This window comes from Streptomyces sp. TG1A-8, from assembly GCF_030499535.1.
Lineage (GTDB): Bacteria > Actinomycetota > Actinomycetes > Streptomycetales > Streptomycetaceae > Streptomyces.
Genome location: NZ_JASTLB010000001.1, coordinates 4,350,991 through 4,374,624 on the forward strand (window position 1 = coordinate 4,350,991; position 23,634 = coordinate 4,374,624).

The window sequence follows — 23,634 nt, forward strand, 5'->3', positions numbered from 1 at the left end:
GCGAGCGGGGTCCACCTGTGTCCGCGCACCCGCCCCGCACCCCCGTTGGGTAGTTTGTGGGCACCCATAGGACTTTCAGGAGGGTTGGCCGTGGCCGCTGATCTGTCACAGCTCGTGAAGGCGTACGACGTGCGCGGTGTGGTCCCGGACCAGTGGGACGAGTCGCTGGCCGCACTCTTCGGCGCCGCCTTCGCGGAGGTGACGGGTGCGTCGGCGATCGTCGTCGGCCACGACATGCGCCCCTCGTCCCCCGGGCTGTCGCGCGCCTTCGCCCGCGGCGCCGCCGACCGCGGGGCGGACGTCACCGGGATCGGCCTGTGCTCCACGGACCAGCTGTACTACGCCTCCGGCGCGCTGGGCCTGCCGGGCGCGATGTTCACGGCCTCCCACAACCCGGCCCGGTACAACGGCATCAAGATGTGCCGCGCGGGCGCCGCACCGGTCGGCCAGGACACCGGCCTCGCCGAGATCCGCGAACTGGTCGAGGGCTGGCTGGAGTCGGGCGCACCGCGACCGGCCGCCGCCACGGGGACCCTGACCACGCGCGAGACGCTGCACGACTATGCGGCACACCTGCGCTCCCTCGTCGACCTGACCGCCGTCCGCCCGCTGAAGGTCGTCGTCGACGCGGGCAACGGCATGGGCGGCCACACGGTCCCCACGGTCTTCGCGGGCCTGCCCCTGACCCTCGTCCCCATGTACTTCGAGCTGGACGGCACCTTCCCGAACCACGAGGCCAACCCCCTCGACCCGGCCAACCTCGTGGACCTGCGAAAGCGGGTCCCGGCCGAGGGGGCCGACCTCGGCATCGCCTTCGACGGCGACGCCGACCGCTGCTTCGTCGTGGACGAGAACGGCGACCCGGTCCCGCCGTCGGCGATCACCGCCCTGGTCGCCGCCCGCGAACTGGCCCGCCACGGCGGCACGGGCACGGTCATCCACAACCTGATCACGTCCCGCACGGTCCCGGAGGTGGTGGAGGAGAACGGCGGCACCCCGGTGCGCACCCGCGTCGGCCACTCCTTCATCAAGGCGGAGATGGCCCGCTCCGGCGCGATCTTCGGCGGTGAGCACTCGGCCCACTACTACTTCAAGGACTTCTGGAACGCCGACACGGGCATGCTGGCCGCGCTGCACGTCCTCGCGGCCCTCGGCGGCCAGGACCGCCCGCTGTCGGCCCTCGTCGCCCGGTACGACCGGTACGCGGGCTCCGGCGAGATCAACTCCACCGTCGCCGACCGGACCGCCCGCCTCGCCGCGGTCCGCGCCGCGTTCGAGAACCGCCCCGGCGTCACCCTCGACGACCTCGACGGCCTCACCGTCTCCGCCGCCGACTGGTGGTTCAACGTCCGCCCGTCCAACACCGAACCGCTGCTGCGCCTGAACGCCGAGGCGAAGGACGAGCCCACGATGACGAGGGTCAGGGACGAGGTACTGGGCATCATCAGGGCCTGAGCGGGGACACCGCGGGCACGTCCCGCAGGCGGAGCCTCCCGGCAGGGCACGCGGGCCCCCGCCCGGCCCCGCCACCGGCGGTACGCTGACCAGCACATCGGCCACGACCCCGAAGGGACACCTCATGCCGCTCGAAGCCGGCCTCCTGGAGATCCTCGCCTGCCCGGCCTGCCACGCTCCGCTCGAGGAGCAGGACGCCGAGCTGGTCTGCACCGGCCAGGACTGCGGCCTGGCCTACCCCGTCCGCGACGGCATCCCCGTCCTGCTCATCGACGAGGCCCGCCGCCCCGCGTAACGACGAGGCGCCGCCCGGCGCCGACCACCCCGCACAGGACCCCGCCGTCCGGAGGCTGCTGCCCATGCTCGACGAATCGCTGCTCGACACCCCGGAGGGCCTCGCGGAGGCCGACCGCCGAGGCCTCCTCCGCGGCGCGGCCGAGGCCGGTGCCCGCGTCCGCACGGCGGCCCGGTACGCCGCCGAGGCCGGCGTCGGCGACCTCAAGCCCGACGGCCGCCCCCGGTCCGTCCTCATCGCCGGTCCCGGGGCCGCCGCCACCCACACCGCCGACCTCATCGGCACGATGGCCGGCCCCGGCAGCCCCGTCATCCGCCTGGCCCCCATCGGCGTCGCCCCGGCCGCCGGCGCCCTGCGCTGGGAGCTGCCCGGCTGGGCCGGCTCCGTCGACCTGCTGCTGATCGCCACCCCGGACGGCACCGAACCCGGTCTCTGCCTGCTCGCCGAGCAGGCCTACCGCCGCGGCTGCTCGGTCGTCGGCGTGGCCCCGGCCGGCACCCCGCTGGCGGAGGCGGTCGCCGCCGCGCACGGCCTGTTCCTGCCGGTGGCGACGGCGCCGTACGACCAGGAGGAACCCCTCGCCGCGTCCTCCCCGGGCGTCCTGTGGGCCCTGCTCACCCCGCTGCTGGCGGTGCTGGACCGCGTCGGCCTGCTCAGCGCCCCGCCGGACGTCCTGGAGAAGGTCGCCGGCCGCCTGGACCACATCGCCGAGCGCTGCGGCCCGGCCATCGCGACCTACAGCAACGCGGCCAAGACCCTCGCCGCCGAACTGGCCGACGCACTGCCCCTGGTGTGGACGGAGGGCACCTCCGCCGGCCCCGCGGGCCGCCGGTTCGCCGCCGCCCTGGCCGAACTCTCCGGCGTCCCCGCCCTGGTCGCCGAACTCCCCGAGGCCCTGGCCGCGCACAGCGCCCTGCTGGCGGGCCCCCTCGCGGCCAGCGCCGACCCCGACGACTTCTTCCGCGACCGCGTCGAGGAAGCGCCCGCCCTGCACGCGCGCGTGGTGCTGCTCCGCGACCGCCCCAGCAGCGGCCTCACCGCCGCTCCCGCCGCCCGCGACCTGGCCCTCAGCCACGACACGCCGATCAGCGAACTCGAACCGGAGGAGGGCGGCGAACTGGAGACCCTCGCGGAACTGATCGCCGTCACCGATTTCGCCGCCGTTTACCTGGCGCTCGCTTCCGGGGCCTGACCTTGCTCCGGGCCGCCGCCCCGGACCCGTCCGGGGCGGCGGCCCGTGCCCACCGCCGGCGCCGGAACCGGCACGGCCGAGCAGCGCACGTACGGAGACAGAGAAACCACATGGACCGCCTCGACAACACCATCCGCCCCTACGCCTGGGGTTCCACGACCGCCATCCCGCGCCTGCTCGGTGTGGAGCCGACCGGCGAACCGCAGGCCGAGATGTGGATGGGAGCCCATCCGGGCGCCCCCTCGCGCACCGCGCGCGGCACCCTCGACGAGGTCATCGACGCCGCCCCCGAGCGCGAACTGGGCGCCGGGACGGTCGAGAAGTTCGGCCCGCGACTGCCCTTCCTGCTCAAGATCCTCGCCGCCGGCGCGCCCCTGTCCCTCCAGGTCCACCCCGACCTGAAGCAGGCCCGGGAGGGCTACGCCGAAGAGGAGCGGCGGGGCACGCCCGTGGACGCCCCGCACCGCAACTACAAGGACGCCAACCACAAGCCCGAACTGATCTGCGCCCTCACCGGGTTCGACGGCCTGTGCGGCTTCCGCGACCCGGTGCGGGCGGCCGGCCTGCTCGACGGACTCGGCGTCGCCCCCCTCAAGCCCTACGCCGACCTCCTGCGCGCCCACCCCGCCGACGCGGCCCTGCGCGAGGTCCTCACCGCCGTCCTCGGCGCCGACCCCCAGGACATGGCCGGCACGGTCGCCGAGGCAGCCGCCGCCTGCGCCCGCCTCGGCGGCGACTACGCCCCCTACGCCGCCATCGCCCACCACCACCCGGGCGATCCCGGTGTCATCGCGGCCATGCTGCTCAACCACGTCCGCCTGCAGCCCGGTGAGGCCCTGTTCCTCGGCGCCGGCGTCCCGCACGCCTACCTGAGCGGCCTCGGCGTGGAGATCATGGCCAACTCCGACAACGTCCTGCGCTGCGGCCTGACCCCCAAGCACGTCGACGTCCCCGAGCTCCTGCGCGTCGTCCGCTTCGAGCCGGGCGACCCGGGCGTGCTGCGCCCCGTGGCCGCCCCGGACGGCGAGGAGGTCTACGAGACGCCCATCGACGAGTTCCGGCTCTCCCGCCACGTCCTCCCCGAAGGCGGCGCCGTCCGCGACCTCACCCTCGGCACCCCCCAGATCCTGCTGTGCACGGCCGGCACCGTCCGGGCGGGCGACCACGAACTCGGACCCGGCCGGTCGGTGTTCGTCCCGGCGGGGGAGAGGGCCGAGGTGTCCGGCCGGGGCACCGTCTTCCGCGCCACCGTGATCGTGTGACCGGGGTGGCGGACACCTGACGCGGCACGTCCCGGCCGGACTGCAAGAATGACCCACCGGCAAAACCCCGGCAAAAAGCGGGCACACGCCTGGACGGCGTAGACGTACGAAGGCGAAGGGACAACGCGGACATATGAGCGCGTCAGGCGGTACCAGGGCGATCGTGGCGGCACTCGGCGCCAACCTCGCCATCGCGGCATCGAAGTTCGTGGCGTTCGCGTTCAGCGGCTCCTCGTCGATGCTCGCCGAGGGCGTCCACTCGCTCGCCGACTCCGGCAACCAGTTCCTGCTGCTGGTCGGCGGCAAGAAGGCCCAGCGCGAGGCCACCCCGCAGCATCCCTTCGGCTACGGCCGCGAGCGGTACATCTACGCCTTCCTCGTCTCGATCGTCCTGTTCTCCGTCGGCGGCATGTTCGCCGTCTACGAGGGCTACGAGAAGATCCGCCACCCCCACGAACTGGAGCACTGGTACTGGCCGGTGGGCGTCCTCGCCTTCGCGATCCTCGCCGAGGGCTTCTCCTTCCGCACCGCGATCAGGGAGTCCAACGAGACGCGCGGCAAGCTGTCCTGGGCGCAGTTCATCCGCCGTGCCAAGGCGCCCGAGCTGCCCGTCGTCCTGCTGGAGGACTTCGGCGCGCTCGTCGGCCTGGTCCTCGCCCTGTGCGGCGTCTGCCTCGCCCTGCTGACCGGCGACGGCACCTGGGACGGCATCGGCACCGTCTGCATCGGTGTGCTGCTCGTCATGATCGCCCTCGTCCTGGCCGCCGAGACCAAGTCGCTCCTGCTCGGCGAGGCCGCGGGCCTCGAAGACGTCAGGAGGATCGAGGCCGCGCTCGTCGACGGCACCACGGTCACCGGCGTCATCCACATGCGCACCCTCCACCTCGGCCCCGAGGAACTGCTCGTCGCCGCCAAGATCGCCGTCCAGCACGACGACACGGCGGCCGAGGTCGCCAACGCCATCAACGCGGCCGAGGCCCGCATCCGCGCCACCGTCCCCATCGCCCGCGTCATCTACCTCGAACCGGACATCTACACCGAGACCGAGGCCGCCAAGGGTCCCGACCCCGACGCCACCCCCGGCGGCCCGGCCCCCCACGCCACCGGCCACTGAGGCCCGCCCCGGTCCCGCTCCCGTTCCAGCCCTTCTCTAGTGATCGGCCCAAACCGTTCACTGGCGGACTGGGGGCGGCCGGTCCCGGCGGTGTAGCTTGGGACGGAGCCAGACGTCGCTGCTGATGGCGGTCGGGCGGTCCCGGGACGGGACCACCGAGGGAGAGAGGGCCTCCGACGGACTGCGCTGCGCGTACGTGGGCATGCCTGTGTCCTCCTCTCGGGCACACCCGTGTCCGCCGCCGCGCAGACCAGCCGTACCCACCTCGACCCAACCCCGAGGAGCAGCCCGCAATGACGACTGTCGACCACCGACAGGACTTCAAGGTCGCCGACCTCTCCCTGGCCGAGTTCGGCCGCAAGGAGATCACCCTCGCCGAACACGAGATGCCGGGTCTGATGGCGATCCGCAAGGAGTACGCCGAGGCCCAGCCCCTCGCCGGCGCCCGCATCACCGGCTCCCTGCACATGACCGTGCAGACCGCCGTGCTCATCGAGACCCTGGTCGCCCTCGGCGCCCGGGTCCGCTGGGCCTCCTGCAACATCTTCTCCACCCAGGACCACGCGGCCGCCGCCATCGCCGTCGGCCCCGACGGCACGCCCGACAACCCGCAGGGCGTCCCGGTCTTCGCCTGGAAGGGCGAGACCCTGGACGAGTACTGGTGGTGCACCGAGCAGGCACTGACCTGGCCGGACAGCCCCACCGGCGGCCCGAACATGATCCTGGACGACGGCGGCGACGCCACCCTCCTCGTCCACAAGGGCGTCGAGTACGAGAAGGACGGCAAGGTCCCCGGCCTGGAGACCGCCGAGTCCGACGAGCACCGCGTCATCCTCCAGCTGCTGCACCGCACCCTGGGTGAGAACCCCCGGAAGTGGACCCAGCTGGCCTCCGAGATCCGCGGCGTCACCGAGGAGACCACCACCGGCGTCCACCGCCTGTACGAGATGCAGCGCGAGGGCGCCCTCCTCTTCCCGGCGATCAACGTCAACGACTCCGTCACCAAGTCGAAGTTCGACAACAAGTACGGCTGCCGCCACTCCCTGGTCGACGGCATCAACCGGGCCACCGACGTCCTGATCGGCGGCAAGACCGCCGTCGTCTGCGGCTACGGCGACGTCGGCAAGGGCTGCGCGGAGTCCCTGCGCGGCCAGGGCGCCCGCGTGATCATCACCGAGATCGACCCGATCTGCGCGCTGCAGGCGGCGATGGACGGCTACCAGGTCACCACCCTGGACGAGGTCGTCGAGACCGCCGATATCTTCGTCACCACCACCGGCAACAAGGACATCATCCTCGCCTCTGACATGGCGAAGATGAAGCACCAGGCGATCGTCGGCAACATCGGCCACTTCGACAACGAGATCGACATGGTCGGTCTCGCCAAGATCCCCGGCATCGTCAAGGACGAGGTCAAGCCGCAGGTCCACACCTGGACCTTCCCGGACGGCAAGAAGATCATCGTGCTGTCCGAGGGCCGCCTGCTGAACCTGGGCAACGCCACCGGCCACCCGTCGTTCGTGATGTCCAACTCCTTCGCGGACCAGACCCTGGCCCAGATCGAGCTGTTCACCAAGCCCGACGAGTACCCGACCGGCGTCTACGTGCTGCCCAAGCACCTCGACGAGAAGGTCGCCCGCCTCCACCTGGACGCGCTCGGCGTGAAGCTCACCAAGCTGCGTCCCGAGCAGGCGGCGTACATCGGCGTGGACGTCGACGGCCCGTTCAAGTCGGACCACTACCGCTACTGAGCGGTGATTCCGTAGCCCGCCCGCCGGGAACGCGCCGACCGGCGACGCGCTCCCGGCAGCAGGTCCGCGACTCCTCCGAGGCAGGCCCCCGCACCCCCGTGCCGGGGGCCTGCCCCTTTGGCCGGACCAGCAGCCCGGACCGGACCGCCGGCCCCGTCACGACGCCCCAGGACCCCCATGCCCCGCGGCCGCTATTCGCTCCACGATCCGCACGATCACACCCCCCTCGCCGAAGAGCACTTCCAGTGCGCCCCCGGTCCCTCCGGCTGGCGCTACGTAGCCCGTCTGACCACCCCCGCGGGCGACCCCCGGGGCTCGGTCGACCTCGCCCTGGACGACCTCGGCCGCCCCATCCGCCTCGAACTGCACGCGGGGGGCTGGCAGGTGCGCGGCGCCGCCCTCGACGGCGTCACCTGGGTCCGTACGGACCCCACCGGCACCGATGCCACCGAAGGCAACGTGCGCGCCCACGCCTTCACCGGCACCTCCCCCGCGTTCCTCGTCGCCACCGCCCGTCTCCTGCGGCTCACCCCCTCCTCCGCGGCGACCCGGGTACGCCTCGTCACCTTCACGGACCCGGTCCTCGCCCCCCGCACCGTGGACCAGTCCTGGGCCTTGGTGAACAGCGAAGCACACGCCACTGACAACGGTCCCCTGACCGTGGACGAGTACCAGGTCACAGCCCTGGACACCGGCGAACGGCACACCGTGCACCTGGCCGGGGACGTGGTCCTCGACGCGCCCGGCGTCGAACTGGAGGACCTGCAGTCACCGCCGTCGGGATTCGGCTGAGCGGACAGGAGGCGGGAGCCGCCGCCCCGCCCCGACCGCTCATGCGGGTGGCGCGAAGCCGGTGGACCGGGAACCGGGGCCGGCACCCGCCCCGGAACCGGGACGGGGTCCGGTGGCGGGCCGGTCGGACGGCGGCCGGTGCCGCGGCGGCACCGCGGGCCGCGCGGCGGTATCCCCGGACCGCGCCGGTTCCCGCGCGCCGGCCGGAGCCCGGGGCGGACACCCGTGCGCCGCGGGCGGCTGCGGCACCGGCGGAACCGGAGGGGGGTGACCACCGCCGGGCACGCCCATGGCGCCGCCGGTCACGTCGGGCGCGCTGGGCGTACCGGGTGCGCCGGGCGCGAAGCCGGACGGCACGCCCCCGGCCGGAACCCACCCCGCACCGCCGCCGAACGCCTGCCGGGCCTCGCGGGACTGCCGCTCGTGGACCACGGCCGCCAGGAAGGCGGCCGGATGCACCCCCTGGGGAGCGGGAGCACCGGTACGGGCGGCGAGGTCGGCGGCGAGCTGCTGCGCCATGCCCTGGGAGACCTGCGGGTCGAGCTGCTGCATCCGCATCAGGTACTGCCGGACGGCGAGCCACAGGCCGTCCGGGACCGCCGACAGGTCCAGCTCCGCGAAACGCCCCGCGAGCCACGGCGGCGGAGGCGGGACGAGCCCGCCGACCTGCCCGGCGGGGATCCGCTCGCGCACGACCAGCGTGCCCGCGAACACGTCACCGAGCCGTCGGCCCCGCGCCGACACCAGCGAGGCGACGCAGGCCACCACCCCGAACGTCATCAGGATCTCGACCACTCCGAGCGCACCCCGGACCAGCGCGTGCCGGAACCGGATCGGTCCGCCGTCGTCGCGCACCACACGCAGCCCGACCGCGGCCTTCCCCAGCGACCGACCGTGGCTGAGCGTCTCCACCGCGATCGGCCCGCCGACCAGCACCAGCAGGAAGGCGGCGATCGACAGGGCCGCCTGCGCAGCCTCGTCCAAGGAGGAGGTCGAGGCCACCAGGGCGACGGTCACGCCGATGTACACGAACACGGCCACGAGCAGGTCGAGCAGGACCGCCAAGGCCCTGCTCGGCACCTTGGCGGGCCTCAGTTCGAGCACCACCGCCTCACCGGTCACCAGCTCACCCACGTCCGCCGCCCTTCCCCGGTCCGCTCCGTGGACCGCAAGTCTGCCAAGCTGAGGACACACCGCGTCGCAGTACGACGATCTGACAGCATCACGAGCATCCACCACGAGCAGCCGACCCGCAGCCGAGGAGCAGGCAGACCGATGGACCTGGACGTCTTCGTCTCCGCGCACCGGGCCGAATGGGACCGCCTCGACGCCCTGCTCCGCCGCCGGCACCGCCTCGACGGCGCCGAAGCCGACGAACTGGTCGCTCTCTACCAGCGCACGGCCACCCACCTCTCCCTCATCCGGTCCAGCGCCCCCGACCCGCAGCTGACGGGCCGGCTCAACCGGCTCGTGGCCCGTGCGCGCAGCGCCGTCACCGGGACCCGCCGCGCCTCGTGGCGCGACGTCACGCGCTTCCTCGGGCGGGGTTTCCCCGCGGCGGTCTACCGCGCCCGGTACTGGTGGGTGCCCACGGCCATCGTCTCCACGGTCGTCGCGCTCCTCCTGGGCTGGTGGATCGGCACCCACCCGCAGGTGCGGGCGAGCATCGCGGCCCCCGGCCAGCTGCGGCAGCTGACCCGTCCCGGCGGCGAGTACGAGACCTACTACTCCAGCCACCCCGCGGCCTCCTTCGCCGCCCAGGTGTGGACGAACAACGCCGAGGCCGCCGCGATGTGCCTGGTCCTGGGGGTCTTCCTCGGCCTCCCGGTCCTCTGGATCCTCTTCGAGAACATGCTCAACCTGGGGGTCGGCTTCGGCCTGATGTCCTCGGCCGGCCGCCTCGACACCTTCCTCGGCCTGGTCCTCCCGCACGGCCTGCTGGAACTGACGGCCGTCTTCGTCGCCGCCGGCACGGGGCTCCGCCTGGGCTGGACCCTCGTCGACCCGGGTCCCCGCACCCGCCGGGCGGCTCTCGCCGAGGAGGGCAGGTCAGCGGTCGGCATGGCGATCGGCCTGGCCCTGGTCCTGTTCGTCTCCGGCGCCGTCGAAGGCTTCGTCACCCCGTCGGGGCTGCCCACCTGGGCCCGCATCGGCATCGGCATCGCGGCCGAGCTGGCCTTCCTGGCGTACGTCTTCGTCCTCGGGGGCCGGGCGGCGCGCGCCGGCGAGACGGGTGACGTCCAGGCCGCCGAACGCAGCTCCACCGTCCCCACGGCCGCCTGATGTGCATCCGGGGTCTGTGAACTGCTAGTCTCCTCTTCGCCCCACCGGAGCCGTTGACACGGACGGAGTGGGGAGGTAGATTTAAGCGGTTGCCTGGAACTGAACAGGTCCAGGTCGGATCGCTGAGATCCACAAAGCTCCCCGAGAAGTCGCGAAAGCCTTCCAGGGAAGCGAACCCCTCGATTACTCAGAATTGAGTGGCCGTTCAGACCGGCCAAGAACTTCTGATAAAGTCGGAACCGCCGGAAAGGGAAACGCGGGAGCGGGAACCTGGAAAGCACCGAGGAAATCGGATCGGAAAAGGATCTGGTAGAGTCGGAGACGCAGGACCGAAGGGAAGCGCCCGGAGGAAAGCCCGTGAGGGTGAGTACGAAGGAAGCGTCCGTTCCTTGAGAACTCAACAGCGTGCCAAAAGTCAACGCCAGATATGTTGATACCCCGTCTGTCGGAGGTTGTTTTCCGATGGTCGAGGTTCCTTTGAAGTAGACACAGCGAGGACGCTGTGAACGGCTGGGCTTATTCCGCCCGGCTGTTCCGCTCTCGTGATGTGTGCACCGGATGTGCTGGTTGCATGGTCCGGGGTGAGCATTCACGGAGAGTTTGATCCTGGCTCAGGACGAACGCTGGCGGCGTGCTTAACACATGCAAGTCGAACGATGAACCTCTTTCGGGAGGGGATTAGTGGCGAACGGGTGAGTAACACGTGGGCAATCTGCCCTGCACTCTGGGACAAGCCCTGGAAACGGGGTCTAATACCGGATATGAGGATCATGGGCATCTGTGGTTCTGGAAAGCTCCGGCGGTGCAGGATGGGCCCGCGGCCTATCAGCTTGTTGGTGAGGTAATGGCTCACCAAGGCGACGACGGGTAGCCGGCCTGAGAGGGCGACCGGCCACACTGGGACTGAGACACGGCCCAGACTCCTACGGGAGGCAGCAGTGGGGAATATTGCACAATGGGCGAAAGCCTGATGCAGCGACGCCGCGTGAGGGATGACGGCCTTCGGGTTGTAAACCTCTTTCAGCAGGGAAGAAGCGAAAGTGACGGTACCTGCAGAAGAAGCGCCGGCTAACTACGTGCCAGCAGCCGCGGTAATACGTAGGGCGCGAGCGTTGTCCGGAATTATTGGGCGTAAAGAGCTCGTAGGCGGCTTGTCGCGTCGGTTGTGAAAGCCCGGGGCTTAACCCCGGGTCTGCAGTCGATACGGGCAGGCTAGAGTTCGGTAGGGGAGATCGGAATTCCTGGTGTAGCGGTGAAATGCGCAGATATCAGGAGGAACACCGGTGGCGAAGGCGGATCTCTGGGCCGATACTGACGCTGAGGAGCGAAAGCGTGGGGAGCGAACAGGATTAGATACCCTGGTAGTCCACGCCGTAAACGGTGGGCACTAGGTGTGGGCAACATTCCACGTTGTCCGTGCCGCAGCTAACGCATTAAGTGCCCCGCCTGGGGAGTACGGCCGCAAGGCTAAAACTCAAAGGAATTGACGGGGGCCCGCACAAGCGGCGGAGCATGTGGCTTAATTCGACGCAACGCGAAGAACCTTACCAAGGCTTGACATACGCCGGAAAACCCTGGAGACAGGGTCCCCCTTGTGGTCGGTGTACAGGTGGTGCATGGCTGTCGTCAGCTCGTGTCGTGAGATGTTGGGTTAAGTCCCGCAACGAGCGCAACCCTTGTCCCGTGTTGCCAGCAGGCCCTTGTGGTGCTGGGGACTCACGGGAGACCGCCGGGGTCAACTCGGAGGAAGGTGGGGACGACGTCAAGTCATCATGCCCCTTATGTCTTGGGCTGCACACGTGCTACAATGGCCGGTACAAAGAGCTGCGATACCGTGAGGTGGAGCGAATCTCAAAAAGCCGGTCTCAGTTCGGATTGGGGTCTGCAACTCGACCCCATGAAGTCGGAGTCGCTAGTAATCGCAGATCAGCATTGCTGCGGTGAATACGTTCCCGGGCCTTGTACACACCGCCCGTCACGTCACGAAAGTCGGTAACACCCGAAGCCGGTGGCCCAACCCCTTGTGGGAGGGAGCTGTCGAAGGTGGGACTGGCGATTGGGACGAAGTCGTAACAAGGTAGCCGTACCGGAAGGTGCGGCTGGATCACCTCCTTTCTAAGGAGCACTTCTTACCGGGCCTGGCCCGGTCAGAGGCCGGTGCATCGGCGAGTGTCCGATGCCGGTTGCTCATGGGTGGAACGTTGACTATTCGGCAGGGTCCAGGATGGATCAGGCGCTAGTACTGCCCTTGGGGGTGTGGAACGCTGATCTGGTCGGCTGGTCGTGTCGGGCACGCTGTTGGGTGTCTGAGGGAATGGGTTTTTTTCCTCAGGTGCCGGCCCCAGTGCACTCGGACGGTGGTCCGGGGTGATGGGTGGCTGGTCGTTGTTTGAGAACTGCACAGTGGACGCGAGCATCTGTGGCCAAGTTTTTAAGGGCGCACGGTGGATGCCTTGGCACCAGGAACCGATGAAGGACGTGGGAGGCCACGATAGTCCCCGGGGAGTCGTCAACCAGGCTTTGATCCGGGGGTTTCCGAATGGGGAAACCCGGCAGTCGTCATGGGCTGTCACCCGCTGCTGAACACATAGGCAGTGTGGAGGGAACGCGGGGAAGTGAAACATCTCAGTACCCGCAGGAAGAGAAAACAACCGTGATTCCGGGAGTAGTGGCGAGCGAAACCGGATGAGGCTAAACCGTATACGTGTGAGACCCGGCAGGGGTTGCGTGTGCGGGGTTGTGGGATCTCTCTTTCACGGTCTGCCGGCCGTGGGACGAGTCAGAAACCGTTGATGTAGGCGAAGGACATGCGAAAGGTCCGGCGTAGAGGGTAAGACCCCCGTAGTCGAAACGTCAGCGGCTCGTTGGAGAGACACCCAAGTAGCACGGGGCCCGAGAAATCCCGTGTGAATCTGGCGGGACCACCCGCTAAGCCTAAATATTCCCTGGTGACCGATAGCGGATAGTACCGTGAGGGAATGGTGAAAAGTACCCCGGGAGGGGAGTGAAATAGTACCTGAAACCGTGTGCCTACAAGCCGTGGGAGCGTCGGAGTGGAGTTTTCTTCATTCTCGTGACTGCGTGCCTTTTGAAGAATGAGCCTGCGAGTTTGCGGTGTGTTGCGAGGTTAACCCGGGTGGGGAAGCCGTAGCGAAAGCGAGTCCGAAGAGGGCGTTTTAGTAGCACGCTCAAGACCCGAAGCGGAGTGATCTAGCCATGGGCAGGTTGAAGCGGAGGTAAGACTTCGTGGAGGACCGAACCCACCAGGGTTGAAAACCTGGGGGATGACCTGTGGTTAGGGGTGAAAGGCCAATCAAACTCCGTGATAGCTGGTTCTCCCCGAAATGCATTTAGGTGCAGCGTCGTGTGTTTCTTGCCGGAGGTAGAGCACTGGATAGGCGATGGGCCCTACCGGGTTACTGACCTTAGCCAAACTCCGAATGCCGGTAAGTGAGAGCGCGGCAGTGAGACTGTGGGGGATAAGCTCCATGGTCGAGAGGGAAACAGCCCAGAGCATCGACTAAGGCCCCTAAGCGTACGCTAAGTGGGAAAGGATGTGGAGTCGCACAGACAACCAGGAGGTTGGCTTAGAAGCAGCCACCCTTGAAAGAGTGCGTAATAGCTCACTGGTCTAGTGATTCCGCGCCGACAATGTAGCGGGGCTCAAGCGTACCGCCGAAGTCGTGTCATTGACATATATAGCCCCAACGGGTGTGTTGATGGGTAGGGGAGCGTCGTCTGCCGGGTGAAGCAGCACCGGAAGGTAGTTGTGGACGGTTGACGAGTGAGAATGCAGGCATGAGTAGCGATACAAACGTGAGAAACGTTTGCGCCGATTGACTAAGGGTTCCTGGGTCAAGCTGATCTGCCCAGGGTAAGTCGGGACCTAAGGCGAGGCCGACAGGCGTAGTCGATGGATAACCGGTTGATATTCCGGTACCCGCTGTGAAGCGTCAAACATCGAGCATCGTGATGCTAAGGCCGTGAAGCCGTTCCGGACCCTTCGGGGAATGGAAAGTGGTGGAGCCGCCGGACCAAGCGGTTAGTAGGTGAGTGATGGGGTGACGCAGGAAGGTAGTCCATCCCGGGCGGTGGTTGTCCCGGGGTAAGGGTGTAGCCCGAGTGGTAGGTAAATCCGCCGCTCATGCAGGGTGAGACCTGATGCCGAGCCGATTGTGGTGAAGTGGATGATCCTATGCTGTCGAGAAAAGCCTCTAGCGAGTTTCATGGCGGCCCGTACCCTAAACCGACTCAGGTGGTCAGGTAGAGAATACCGAGGCGTTCGGGTGAACTATGGTTAAGGAACTCGGCAAAATGCCCCCGTAACTTCGGGAGAAGGGGGGCCACGTCTGGTGAGAGCATGTGCTGCTTGAGCTGGGGGTGGCCGCAGAGACCAGCGAGAAGCGACTGTTTACTAAAAACACAGGTCCGTGCGAAGCCGTAAGGCGATGTATACGGACTGACGCCTGCCCGGTGCTGGAACGTTAAGGGGACCGGTTAGCTCCATTTCGGTGGGGCGAAGCTGAGAACTTAAGCGCCAGTAAACGGCGGTGGTAACTATAACCATCCTAAGGTAGCGAAATTCCTTGTCGGGTAAGTTCCGACCTGCACGAATGGCGTAACGACTTCTCGACTGTCTCAACCATAGGCCCGGTGAAATTGCACTACGAGTAAAGATGCTCGTTTCGCGCAGCAGGACGGAAAGACCCCGGGACCTTTACTACAGTTTGATATTGGTGTTCGGTTCGGCTTGTGTAGGATAGCTGGGAGACTGTGAAGCAGGCACGCCAGTGTGTGTGGAGTCGTCGTTGAAATACCAGTCTGGTCGTGCTGGATGTCTAACCTGGGTCCGTGATCCGGATCAGGGACAGTGTCTGATGGGTAGTTTAACTGGGGCGGTTGCCTCCTAAAGAGTAACGGAGGCGCCCAAAGGTTCCCTCAGCCTGGTTGGCAATCAGGTGTTGAGTGTAAGTGCACAAGGGAGCTTGACTGTGAGACCGACGGGTCGAGCAGGGACGAAAGTCGGGACTAGTGATCCGGCGGTGGCTTGTGGAAGCGCCGTCGCTCAACGGATAAAAGGTACCCCGGGGATAACAGGCTGATCTTCCCCAAGAGTCCATATCGACGGGATGGTTTGGCACCTCGATGTCGGCTCGTCGCATCCTGGGGCTGGAGTCGGTCCCAAGGGTTGGGCTGTTCGCCCATTAAAGCGGTACGCGAGCTGGGTTTAGAACGTCGTGAGACAGTTCGGTCCCTATCCGCTGTGCGCGTAGGAGTCTTGAGAAGGGCTGTCCCTAGTACGAGAGGACCGGGACGGACGAACCTCTGGTGTGCCAGTTGTCCTGCCAAGGGCATGGCTGGTTGGCTACGTTCGGGAGGGATAACCGCTGAAAGCATCTAAGCGGGAAGCCTGCTTCGAGATGAGGACTCCCACCCACTTGATGGGGTAAGGCTCCCAGTAGACGACTGGGTTGATAGGCCGGATCTGGAAGCACGGTAACGTGTGGAGGTGACCGGTACTAATAGGCCGAGGGCTTGTCCTCAGTTGCTCGCGTCCACTGTGTTGGTTCTGAAACCACGAACAGCCCCGTGTGCCCGCACATGGTGCGGCGTTCAGTTTCATAGTGTTTCGGTGGTCATAGCGTGAGGGAAACGCCCGGTTACATTCCGAACCCGGAAGCTAAGCCTCACAGCGCCGATGGTACTGCAGGGGGGACCCTGTGGGAGAGTAGGACACCGCCGAACAATTCTTGGGAAAGCCCCCGCATCGGAAGATGCGGGGGCTTTCTGCGTTCACGGTCCCTTTTCCCGAGGGGATGGTGAACCCGGGGCGAATCACAGTCGGCCCGCCGCCTTCAGGGCCAGGTAGGCGTCCGCCAGAGCCGGCGACAGGTCGTCCGGCATCGCGTCCACCACCGTCACTCCATGACGACGAAGCTGCTCCGCCGTACGCTGGCGCTCACTCTGGGCCTGGGCTGCCGCGGCGGCTTCGTACACCGACTCGGCATCTCCCCGCGCCTGTGCCATGCGCGCCACGAACGGGTCCGCCACCGAAGCGATCAGGACCGTGTGGCGCTGGGTGAGCTGAGGCAGTACCGGCAGCAGGCCCTGTTCCACCGGCGCGGCGTCCAACGTGGTGAAGAGGACGATGAGCGAGCGCCGCGGGGCCGAACGGAGGGCCGTTGCGCTGAGGCCGCGCGCGTCGGTCTCGACGAGTTCCGGTTCGAGCACGGCCATCGCGTTGACCAAGGACGGCAGGAGGTCACCGGCGGAGCGGCCCTGGACCAGGGCGCGGACACGCCGGTCGTAGGCCAGGAGGTCCACGCGGTCGCCGGCGCGGGAGGCGAGCGCCGCGAGCAGCAGGGCCGCGTCCAGGGCCGCGTCCAGACGGGGGGCGTCTCCGACACGGCCGGCCGAGGTGCGGCCGGTGTCGAGGACCAGGAGGATGTGGCGGTCGCGCTCAGGGCGCCAGGTGCGGACGGCCACCGTGGACTGGCGGGCGGTGGCCCGCCAGTCGATCGAGCGGGTGTCGTCGCCGGGGACGTACTCGCGCAGGCTGTCGAATTCGGTGCCCTCGCCGCGGGTCAGCATGCTGGTCCGGCCGTCCAGTTCACGCAATCGAGCGAGTTTCGACGGCAGGTGCTTCCGGCTGGTGAAGGGGGGCAGAACTCGTACTGACCAGGGGACTTTGTGGGTGCCCTGGCGGGCGAAGAGGCCGAGGGGACCGTAGGAGCGGATCGTCACGCGGTCGGCCCGGCGGTCACCGCGGCGGGTCGGGCGCAGCCGGGTCGTCACCCGTCGGCGTTCACCGGCCGGGATGCTGATCCGGTGCCGGGAGCCGGCGGCCTCGGTGCCGCGCTGCCAGCTGCTGGGCGGCCAGGCGTCCCGCAGGTGCGCTCGCAGCGGGCGGCCGGACGGGTTGGTGATCGTGAGCGTGACGTCGGCGGTCTCGCCGAGACGAGCGGAGGTGTCACCGGAACGGGTCAGGAGGAGGCGGCGTACGGGCGCCGCGAGCGCGAAGTCGCAGGCGCAGGCCAACGCCAGGGAGCCGTTGACGGCGAGGATGCCCGTCCAGCCGGGCTCCAGGACACCGACGGGGATCGAACCGAGGGCCGCGAGGAGGGCGGCGCGTCCGGTGGGAGCCATCAGCGGGGGACCGGGACGTGGGCGAGGACGGAGGTGATGACGGAGTCGGCGGTCAGGCCCTCCATTTCGGCCTCCGGGCGCAGTTGGACCCGGTGGCGCAAGGTGGGCAGGGAGAGCGCCTTCACGTCGTCGGGGATGACGTAGTCGCGGCCCGTCAGCCAGGCCCAGGCGCGCGAGGTGGCGAGCAGTGCGGTGGCACCGCGTGGCGACACGCCGAGGGCGAGGGAGGGCGACTCGCGGGTGGCACGGCAGACGTCCACGACATAGGCCGTGATCTCCGGGGAGACGACCGTCCTGGCGACCGCGGCGCGGGCCGCCTCCAGGTCGGCCGGTCCGGCGACGGGGCGTACGCCGGCGGCGTGCAGGTCGCGCGGGTTGAAGCCGGAGGCATGGCGGGTGAGGACGTCGATCTCGTCCTGCCGGGAGGGCAGCGGGATCGTCAGCTTCAGCAGGAAGCGGTCCAGTTGTGCTTCCGGAAGGGGGTAGGTGCCCTCGTACTCCACGGGGTTCTGAGTCGCGGCCACCAGGAACGGGTCGGGCAGCGGGCGCGGGGTGCCGTCGACCGTGACCTGGCGTTCCTCCATGGCTTCCAGGAGGGAGGACTGGGTCTTGGGCGGGGTGCGGTTGATCTCGTCCGCGAGGAGGAGGTTGGTGAAGACCGGGCCGGGCTGGAAGGAGAACTCGGCGGAGCGGGTGTCGTAGACGAGGGAGCCGGTGACGTCGCTGGGCATCAGGTCCGGCGTGAACTGCACCCGCTTGGTGTCCAGTTCGAGCGCGGACGCGAGGGCGCGGACGAGCAGCGTCTTGGCGACTCCGGGGACACCTTCGAGGAGGACGTGCCCCCGGCACAGGAGGGCGACGACGAGTCCGGTCACGGCGGGGTCCTGGCCGACCACGGCTTTGGCGATCTCGGCGCGCAGGGCCTCCAGGGAGGCACGGGCGGTGTCCGCGTCTCCGCTGTTCCCGGCGTTGTCGGTGGTCGGGTCCGTCATGAACGGCGTACCTCTCTTTCGAGGGCGTCGAGTTGGTCGGTGAGTGCGATCAGGGCCGCGTCGTCGCCGGGCGGCGGTCCGAAGAGGAGGGTTTCCAGGGGTCGTCCGGCGCCGTGCAGGTGGGCGGACAGGGCGGGGAGCAGGGTCTCGGGCGCTTGTGCCCGGGAGACGGGAACGCCGACCAGGGGGGCGAGGCGCGTGCGGGTGGTGGCGCGCAGGGCGTTGGCCGCGCGGTCGCGGGCGTTGGCCTTGCGGTAGAGGCGGGCGCGGCCCTCGACGGTCTCGGAGGCGCGGATCGCGACCGGGAGCCTTTCGGGGACGAGGGGGCCGAACCGGCGCGCCCGCCAGAAAGCGGCGAGGGCCGCGGCGATGAACAGTTGCAGGGTGCCCCAGAGCCAGCCGGACGGGAGCAGGTCGAGGAAGCTCTTCTGCTCACCGGGCGCAGTGGCGGAGGGGTCGGAGAGCGAGGGGAGGTACCAGACCAGATGGGGGCGGGAGCCGAGGAGTTGCAGGGCCAGCGAGGCGTTGCCCCGGTCGTCGAGGCGGTCGTTGAAGAGGATGTCGGGCGCGCCGAGGACGACGGTGTCGCCGTCCCCGGTGGCCGCGGGGAGGCGGAGCAGCGTGGCGAGGCGTTCGCCGGGGTAGCAGGAGTCGGCGTCGAGGTGGGTGGTGGTGTAACGGATGCCGCCGGTGTCGGCGGTGCCCGCGCGCCGGGCCGCGGGCAGGGCGCAGTCGGGTTCGAGCGCGGAGCCGATGCTGGTGGCGGGGTCCGCGGTGACACCGGGGGCGAGCCGTTCGACGGACCAGCTGCCGGCGGCGACGAGGACGGTGCGCCCGCCGGAGGCCGCCGTCGCGGAGTGCAGGCGCGTCTGCTGACGAGGGGTCAGCAGGTCGGGAACGGCGACCAGGAGCGTGGTGTCCGGGCCGGCGGCGGCGCGTGCCGCGCCGAGCGAGGTGACCACGCGGGTGGACACGCCCCGGTCGGCGAGGAGTTCGGCGACGGCGCGGCTGCCGCGGGGGTCGGTGGAGCGCGGGTCGAGTTCGCCGTGCCGGGCCTGGGAACGGACGGCGGCGATCACGACGGCCGCGACCAGGATGAGGACGACGGCCAGGACGGTGCCGCGCGCGCGGGCCCACACCCGGCGGGCGGTGGGCGAGGCCGAGGCGGCGGACAGCGTGGCCCCGGTGGTCACTCGGCGCCCCCCTGGAAGGCGGTGCGGACCGGGGAAGCGGTGGCGTTCGCGAGGGTCGGCCGGGTGTTCTCCAGCTCACGGTTGAGTTCGGCGACGTGCCGGTACGACGCCTCGTCGGCTCTCCTGCCTCCGTACGTGACGTCGTCGAACGCGCGGGCTGCGGAGCGCAGCCGGTCACGGTGCGCGGGCAGGGCGCGGCCGGCCTCGGCGACCGCTTCGTCGGCGGTGCGGCCGGGGCGGACGTCGAGGAGGGCCCGCTCCTCCAGGGAGCGGACGACGGCCCGCATGCGTTCCTGGACGGCCTGGTTCCAGTGGCCCCGGGCGGCGTGCGCCTCGCTGGTCGCGCGGTGGTCGGCGGCGCTGCGGGGGCGGTCGTCGAACAGGTCGGCGGTGGAGGCGGGCCGCCGGCGCGGAGTGCCCAGGCGCCACCACAGGGCGGCCACGACGGCGACGACGAACACGGCCACGACGACCAGGCCCAGCGTCCCGCCGGGGGTCGCGGAGGCGGCCGTGTCGAGCAGCTTGCCGACCCAGCGCCAGAAGGCGTCCAGGGCGCGCTGGAACAGGCTGGGATCGTCCTGGTGGTACATCCGCTTGGACAGCTCGCGGCGCGCCGCCTCGCGCGCCGGATCGCGGGGGACGGTCACGGGCGGTTCGTCGCCCGAGCCGCCCGGCGCCGCCACGGCCGTGCCGGTCGCGCGCGTCAGGTGCCGTACGGCCGCTCCGGCGGCGCCCGGGAGGGCCGGTGCCGCCGTGAGGAATCCCCCCGTCGGGCTCACCGCATCAGCTCCCGGGGACGGGGCCGGGGGCGGCGGCGCCGTAGTCCTGGACGCCGGCGGCGCGGGCCAGTTCGAGGTCGAGGGCTTCGCGGCGGATGCGCTGATCGATGTAGAGGAGCACGGTGACGCCCGCGTTGATCGGGAGCGTGACCATGGAACCGATCACCGAGCCGACGCCGCTGATGATCAGGAAGGTCCAGCCGGGGTTCTGGCTCTGGGCGGTGAAGAAGCCCACCATGCCGTCACTGCCGCTCACGGCGGCCGCGACGAGCGTGAACGGGATCACCACGAGCGACGAGACGATGTTGGCGATGATTCCGGCGAGCAACTGGATGCCGAGGACGCGCCACCAGGAGCCGCGCACCAGCTTCGCGGAGCGGCTCATCGACTTCACGATGCCCTGTCGCTCCAGCATCAGAGCCGGAGAGGCCAGGGAGAAGCGGACCGTCAGCCAGGCCATGACGACGAGTGCGCCGAGGATCCCCAGGACGAGCAGCGCGATGAAGGCGGCTTCGTCGCCGCCGGCGACCGCGACGACGATGCCGGGCAGCGCGCCGGCGAGCAGCACGCCGAACGAGATGAGGCCCAGCAGCAGGAGCAGGCCGAACAGCCTCGGTACCTGCGAACGGGCGTCGCGCCAGGCCTCGCCGGTGCTGACCGGCCTGCCGAGGACGGCACGGCTGGTGACGGCCGTCAGCAGGGCGGTCGCGATGATGCTGCCGACGACGGTGACGACGGCCACGAGGCCGATACCGGCCATGACCGTGCCCAGGGCCCGGAATATCTCGCTGACGGAGGCACTGGGGTCGTCGAGGGTGTCGGTGGTCCCGCTGTCGTTGAGGACGAAGCCCTGCAACAGGATCATGCTGACCTGGGTGAGGAGCGCGACCGCCAGCGAGGTGCCCAGGACCGTGCGCCAGTGGGCGCGCATGGTCGACACGGCGCCGTCGAGGATCTCGCCGACGCCGAGCGGGCGCAGCGGGATCACACCGGGCTTGGCGGCGGGCGGAGGGCCTCCCCAGCCGCCGCCCCAGGCTCCGTAGCCGCTGGGGGCTCCGTAACCGCCGTGGCCGCCGGGAGGCGCGCCGTATCCGCCACCTGGGAGTGGGGCGCCCCACCCGCCGGGACCCGCGGGAGGGGGGCCGCCCCGGCCCGGGACGGGCGGCGGGGGCGGCGGGGCCTGGCCCGGTCCCGGCGCGCCTGTGGGCGCGGACCACTGACCGGGTGGCGGCTGCTCGTCGGACCACTTCGTGCCCGGGTTCTGCGGGTCCGCGCCCGGTTGCGCGGCGGGACCGGCGGGACCCGGGCGGTCGGCGGGCTCGGCGGGACCGGACGCGCCGGGTTCCCGCCCGTCGGACGACGGGGCGGATCCGGGCGAGGCCCAGCCCGGAGTGTCAGTCATCGAAGCTCCTTCACGGTGCCCGTCCGCGGTCGCGGCGGCAGGTTGGCAGCCATCGTGCCATGGGGTGGTTGCCGTGCGACCGGCAGCGGTATGAGCTGCACTCCTTCAATTGTCCGCCGGATAGGGGGCACACTGACCGCATGGCTGATCAGCACGCGCGACCCGGCGAGGACAAGCTGCCCACCGAGACCCCGGCGATCCGATGGGAGGAACCGCCCGAAGGACCCGTACTGGTCCTCCTCGACCAGACGAGGCTGCCGGCCGAGGAGGTCGAGCTGGTGTGCACGGACGCGTCGGCGCTGGTGGAGGCGATCCGTTCGCTCGCCGTGCGCGGGGCGCCGCTGCTCGGGATCGCGGGGGCGTACGGCGTCGCGCTCGCCGCCGCGCGGGGCTTCGACGTGGACGAGGCCGCGCAGGCCCTCTCCGGGGCCAGGCCGACCGCGGTGAACCTCTCCGTCGGCGTGGACAGGGCGCTGGCCGCCCACCGCGACGCGCTCGCCCGGACCGGCGACCCCACCGCAGCGGCGACGGCGGCGCTGACCGCCGCGCGGGCGCTGCACCGGGAGGACGCCGGGGCCAGCGCCCGTATGGCCGCACACGGTCTGGCGCTGCTGGGTGAACTGCTGCCCGGCGGCGGGCACCGGATCCTGACCCACTGCAACACCGGCGCGCTGGTGTCGGGCGGGGAGGGCACGGCGTTCGCGGTGGCGCTCGCGGCGCACCGGGCCGGAGAGCTGCGGCGGCTGTGGGTGGACGAAACGCGCCCGTTGCTGCAGGGTGCTCGTCTGACGGCGTACGAGGCGGCCCGCAGCGGCATGGCGTACACCCTGCTCACCGACAACGCGGCCGGTTCGCTGTTCGCGGCGGGGGAGGTGGACGCCGTACTGATCGGCGCGGACCGGATCGCGGCCGACGGATCGGTGGCGAACAAGGTGGGGAGCTATCCGCTCGCCGTGCTCGCGCGGTACCACCACGTGCCGTTCATCGTGGTGGCGCCGCTCACGACGGTGGACCTCCGGACTCCGGACGGGGCGTCCATCGAGGTCGAACAGCGCCCGAGCCACGAGGTGACGGAGATCACGTCACCTCAGGCACAGGTGACGGGAGCGGGCGGCGGGATTCCGGTGGCACCCCTGGGGACCCAGGCGTACAACCCGGCGTTCGACGTGACGCCGCCCGAGCTGGTGACGGCGATCGTCACCGAGGAGGGAGCCGTTTCACCCGTGACCGCCGAGGCTCTCGCGGAGCTGTGTGCCAGGTCACGCCAGGTAACGATTTAGTTAATGGGATGATGTCGTTTATGAAGGGAAGAGTCCTTGTCGTCGACGACGACACCGCACTGGCCGAGATGCTCGGCATTGTGCTGCGTGGTGAGGGGTTCGAGCCGTCTTTCGTAGCCGACGGCGACAAGGCGCTGGCCGCTTTCCGGGAGACCAAGCCCGACCTGGTGCTGCTGGACCTGATGCTGCCGGGCCGGGACGGGATCGAGGTGTGCCGCCTGATCAGGGCGGAGTCCGGGGTGCCGGTCGTGATGCTCACGGCGAAGAGCGACACCGTCGACGTCGTCGTGGGCCTGGAGTCGGGTGCCGACGACTACATCGTCAAGCCGTTCAAGCCGAAGGAGCTGGTGGCCCGGATCCGGGCGCGGCTGCGGCGCTCGGAGGAGCCGGCACCGGAGCAGCTCACCATCGGTGACCTGGTCATCGACGTGGCCGGACACTCCGTGAAGCGGGACGGGCAGTCCATCGCGCTGACCCCCCTGGAGTTCGACCTGCTGGTCGCGCTCGCGCGCAAGCCGTGGCAGGTGTTCACGCGCGAGGTGCTGCTGGAGCAGGTGTGGGGCTACCGGCACGCGGCGGACACCCGGCTCGTCAACGTGCACGTCCAGCGACTGCGCTCCAAGGTCGAGAAGGACCCGGAGCGGCCGGAGATCGTGGTGACCGTCCGTGGTGTCGGTTACAAGGCAGGACCGAGCTGA

16 protein-coding genes and 3 rRNA genes are annotated in these 23,634 nt (G+C 69.7%); 13 read left to right on the forward strand and 6 right to left on the reverse strand.

From position 1 onward, the window contains the following. Window positions 1-90: 90 nt before the first annotated feature. The 7 genes from QQY24_RS19105 (at window position 91) to QQY24_RS19135 (ending at window position 7,861) form a co-directional block, all read left to right on the forward strand. On the forward strand, window positions 91-1,455 hold the full coding sequence (locus QQY24_RS19105) for a phosphomannomutase/phosphoglucomutase (protein ID WP_301973904.1): 1,365 nt from the start codon (window positions 91-93) through the stop codon (window positions 1,453-1,455). A gap of 124 nt (window positions 1,456-1,579) precedes the next feature. Beyond that, window positions 1,580-1,750 carry a Trm112 family protein gene (locus QQY24_RS19110; protein ID WP_301973905.1) on the forward strand — a complete coding sequence of 57 codons (171 nt, stop codon included), beginning with the start codon at window positions 1,580-1,582 and terminating at the stop codon, window positions 1,748-1,750. Between the two features lie 64 nt (window positions 1,751-1,814). Next, window positions 1,815-2,942: an SIS domain-containing protein gene (locus QQY24_RS19115; RefSeq protein ID WP_301973906.1), complete on the forward strand. Its 1,128-nt coding sequence runs from the start codon at window positions 1,815-1,817 to the stop codon at window positions 2,940-2,942. A 110-nt stretch (window positions 2,943-3,052) separates the two neighbouring features. Then, window positions 3,053-4,204 carry a mannose-6-phosphate isomerase, class I gene (gene manA, locus QQY24_RS19120; protein WP_301973907.1) on the forward strand — a complete coding sequence of 384 codons (1,152 nt, stop codon included), beginning with the start codon at window positions 3,053-3,055 and terminating at the stop codon, window positions 4,202-4,204. Window positions 4,205-4,337: 133 nt separating this feature from the next. Continuing rightward, entirely contained in the window at window positions 4,338-5,318 is a 981-nt protein-coding gene (locus tag QQY24_RS19125; RefSeq protein WP_301973908.1) for a cation diffusion facilitator family transporter, read from the forward strand. Between the two features lie 293 nt (window positions 5,319-5,611). Beyond that, window positions 5,612-7,069, forward strand: coding sequence for an adenosylhomocysteinase (gene ahcY, locus QQY24_RS19130; RefSeq protein ID WP_301973909.1), 1,458 nt, complete (start codon window positions 5,612-5,614; stop codon window positions 7,067-7,069). Window positions 7,070-7,246: 177 nt separating this feature from the next. Continuing rightward, entirely contained in the window at window positions 7,247-7,861 is a 615-nt protein-coding gene (locus tag QQY24_RS19135; protein WP_301973910.1) for a hypothetical protein, read from the forward strand. A gap of 39 nt (window positions 7,862-7,900) precedes the next feature. Here QQY24_RS19135 and QQY24_RS19140 read toward each other — a convergent pair whose 3' ends face one another. Further along, window positions 7,901-8,995, reverse strand: a complete 1,095-nt coding sequence (locus QQY24_RS19140) for an RDD family protein (RefSeq protein ID WP_301973911.1) — start codon at window positions 8,993-8,995, stop codon at window positions 7,901-7,903. A 141-nt stretch (window positions 8,996-9,136) separates the two neighbouring features. On the opposite strand from QQY24_RS19140, the gene QQY24_RS19145 reads away from it, so the two are divergent. The 4 genes from QQY24_RS19145 to rrf all read left to right on the forward strand — a co-directional run bounded on the left by QQY24_RS19145 (window position 9,137) and on the right by rrf (window position 15,889). After that, on the forward strand, window positions 9,137-10,144 hold the full coding sequence (locus tag QQY24_RS19145) for a stage II sporulation protein M (protein WP_301973912.1): 1,008 nt from the start codon (window positions 9,137-9,139) through the stop codon (window positions 10,142-10,144). A gap of 588 nt (window positions 10,145-10,732) precedes the next feature. Beyond that, window positions 10,733-12,259, forward strand: a 16S ribosomal RNA gene (locus QQY24_RS19150). A 306-nt stretch (window positions 12,260-12,565) separates the two neighbouring features. Then, window positions 12,566-15,687 (forward strand): 23S ribosomal RNA (locus tag QQY24_RS19155). 85 nt (window positions 15,688-15,772) lie between these two features. Continuing rightward, window positions 15,773-15,889, forward strand: a 5S ribosomal RNA gene (rrf, locus tag QQY24_RS19160). Together the 16S, 23S and 5S rRNA genes form the textbook arrangement of a ribosomal RNA operon. 90 nt (window positions 15,890-15,979) lie before the next feature. On the opposite strand, the gene QQY24_RS19165 is transcribed toward rrf, so the two are convergent. From QQY24_RS19165 to QQY24_RS19185, 5 genes are read right to left on the reverse strand one after another with little or no spacing between them, the layout of a single operon-like run. Continuing rightward, on the reverse strand, window positions 15,980-17,290 hold the full coding sequence (locus QQY24_RS19165) for a DUF58 domain-containing protein (protein ID WP_301973913.1): 1,311 nt from the start codon (window positions 17,288-17,290) through the stop codon (window positions 15,980-15,982). After that, a complete protein-coding gene (locus QQY24_RS19170; protein WP_301973914.1) occupies window positions 17,290-18,282 on the reverse strand; it encodes a MoxR family ATPase in 993 nt (330 codons plus the stop codon). Before QQY24_RS19170 ends, QQY24_RS19165 begins: the two co-directional genes overlap by 1 nt. After that, window positions 18,279-19,475, reverse strand: a complete 1,197-nt coding sequence (locus QQY24_RS19175; RefSeq protein ID WP_301973915.1) for a DUF4350 domain-containing protein — start codon at window positions 19,473-19,475, stop codon at window positions 18,279-18,281. The genes QQY24_RS19170 and QQY24_RS19175 overlap by 4 nt, the downstream gene beginning before the upstream one ends. Continuing rightward, on the reverse strand, window positions 19,472-20,254 hold the full coding sequence (locus QQY24_RS19180) for a DUF4129 domain-containing protein (RefSeq protein WP_301973916.1): 783 nt from the start codon (window positions 20,252-20,254) through the stop codon (window positions 19,472-19,474). Before QQY24_RS19180 ends, QQY24_RS19175 begins: the two co-directional genes overlap by 4 nt. A gap of 4 nt (window positions 20,255-20,258) precedes the next feature. After that, window positions 20,259-21,656, reverse strand: a complete 1,398-nt coding sequence (locus tag QQY24_RS19185; RefSeq protein ID WP_301973917.1) for a hypothetical protein — start codon at window positions 21,654-21,656, stop codon at window positions 20,259-20,261. Between the two features lie 140 nt (window positions 21,657-21,796). Between QQY24_RS19185 and mtnA the strand changes: the two genes are divergently transcribed. Both mtnA and mtrA read left to right on the forward strand, forming a co-directional pair. Continuing rightward, window positions 21,797-22,936: an S-methyl-5-thioribose-1-phosphate isomerase gene (gene mtnA / locus QQY24_RS19190; RefSeq protein ID WP_301973918.1), complete on the forward strand. Its 1,140-nt coding sequence runs from the start codon at window positions 21,797-21,799 to the stop codon at window positions 22,934-22,936. Window positions 22,937-22,944: 8 nt separating this feature from the next. Then, window positions 22,945-23,634 (forward strand): two-component system response regulator MtrA, encoded by a 690-nt coding sequence (gene mtrA, locus QQY24_RS19195; RefSeq protein ID WP_301973919.1) that lies wholly within the window; start codon window positions 22,945-22,947, stop codon window positions 23,632-23,634.